Origin of the sequence: Pseudalkalibacillus decolorationis (genome assembly GCF_024609785.1) — a bacterium.
Classification (GTDB): domain Bacteria; phylum Bacillota; class Bacilli; order Bacillales; family Fictibacillaceae; genus Pseudalkalibacillus; species Pseudalkalibacillus decolorationis.
In genome coordinates, this window is record NZ_JANHJQ010000058.1 from 1,097 (window position 1) to 2,892 (window position 1,796).

Below are 1,796 nucleotides of genomic sequence, written 5' to 3' on the forward strand. Positions count from 1 at the left end.
CCAACGATTCGTGACCGAATTATCCAACAAGCTATGCGACAGGTGATTGAGCCTCATTTCGATAGAGACTTTTACCAACACAGTTACGGATTTCGAAAAGAGCGCTCGCAACACGATGCGTTGGATGTCGTAAGAAGAGCGAAACAAGCTGGATATCAATATGTCGTAGATTTAGACATCCAGTCCTTCTTTGACAACGTCTCCCATGATATCGTGATGACGAAAGTGAGAGAGAAAATCGCCGACGGACGGGTACTAGACCTCATTGAGATGTGGTTAAAAGCTGGGTTCATGGAAGATGGCCAGTTCTATGAAACCGAAATCGGCTCACCACAGGGGAGACCTCCGAAAAAGTCGTCCCAATTTTATGAATATATGGTGTATAATAGAATTATATAAATATTCTGGATATACTGGAGGGTTTAAGATGCTCAGGAAAGTAAATTCTAAACAAATCACGGCATTCGACCAGTATTATTATGACAAAACAGNGGAGACCTCCGAAAAAGTCGTCCCAATTTTATGAATATATGGTGTATAATAGAATTATATAAATATTCTGGATATACTGGAGGGTTTAAGATGCTCAGGAAAGTAAATTCTAAACAAATCACGGCATTCGACCAGTATTATTATGACAAAACAGTTCCTCAGGATCATTTGTTAAGACAAATCGATGAAAATGTGGATTTGTCTTTCATTCGCCAAATGCTTTCTGATCGATATTCTGAACACCGAGGACGCACGGCGGAAGAACCCGAGTTCATGTTTAAAATTTGTCTGTTAGAGTATCTTTATAACCTCTCCGATGTTCAGGTCATTGAACACATTCGTGTTAATTTAGCTTACCGTTGGTTTCTTGGGCTGAACCTTGATGATAACTTGCCTGATGATACAACCATCAGTTATTTTCGTGTAAATCGTGTAGGACTTGAGAAGTTTAATGAAATCTTTCAGCGTCTTGTCAAACAATGTATCGAAAAGGGGCTTATTGATGCCGAACCCAAACGGGCGATCATTGATTCAACCCATGTCATTGCGGATGTAGCCATTCCGACATGGCTTACTTTGGTACGTGAAGCCTTCAAGAAAGTAATCGTTGAGTTGAAGGTAATCGATGAAGTAAAAGCCGATGATTTTCAGCAACGTTATGAACAACTATGGGAAGAACTCAAAGGAAAAACCCGTGACCAAAAGTTACCTCACGTATTAGAGCTTGCCTCAGAGCTCGTTGAGTTTACCGAACCTTTATTTACACACGATGAAAATCAATATTCAGCTATAGCGATGTTACAGAAAGTGATTGCGGATCGCCAAGCTACCGCCAAAGACCGAATGATAAGTGTTATCGATCCAGAAGCAAGAACAGGACACAAATCAGACATGCGTACGATACAAGGATATAAAGATCACATCATGATTGATGAAGAAAGTGAAATTATTACGGCGGTGAAGGTCACCCCGGCCAATGCAGAAGACGGAGATCAGCTCGTTGATTTGGTCACTCAGTTTCATGAAAATCATCATGTGCTGCCTGCCGAATTATCCGCAGATAAAGGTTATTGGTTTGGAAAAAATCTTCGTTTTTTACATGAAAACAACATACAGGCCCATATTAGTTGGATGAAAACGAAACAACATAAGTCTGGTCTTTTCAGCCCCGAAGACTTTGAATTTGACGGAAATAAAATGCAGGTAACCTGCCCTAATGGAATAGTCAGTATCAAGTATAGAAAACGTACAAAAAATAGAAAAGGACACGAATTTACGTTTACGAAAGCGCAGTGCCAAGACTG

Annotated in this window: 2 protein-coding genes; both read left to right on the forward strand. The window is 40.2% G+C overall.

All coding sequences use genetic code 11. From position 1 onward, the window contains the following. Nucleotides 1-399, forward strand: a 399-nt coding sequence (locus NON16_RS25165) for a reverse transcriptase domain-containing protein (protein ID WP_257352361.1), incomplete at its 5' end; no start/stop codon positions are given. A 183-nt stretch (nt 400-582) separates the two neighbouring features. Continuing rightward, nucleotides 583-1,796: IS1182 family transposase (locus NON16_RS25170; RefSeq protein ID WP_257352364.1), on the forward strand; the 1,214-nt coding region annotated here is incomplete at its 3' end.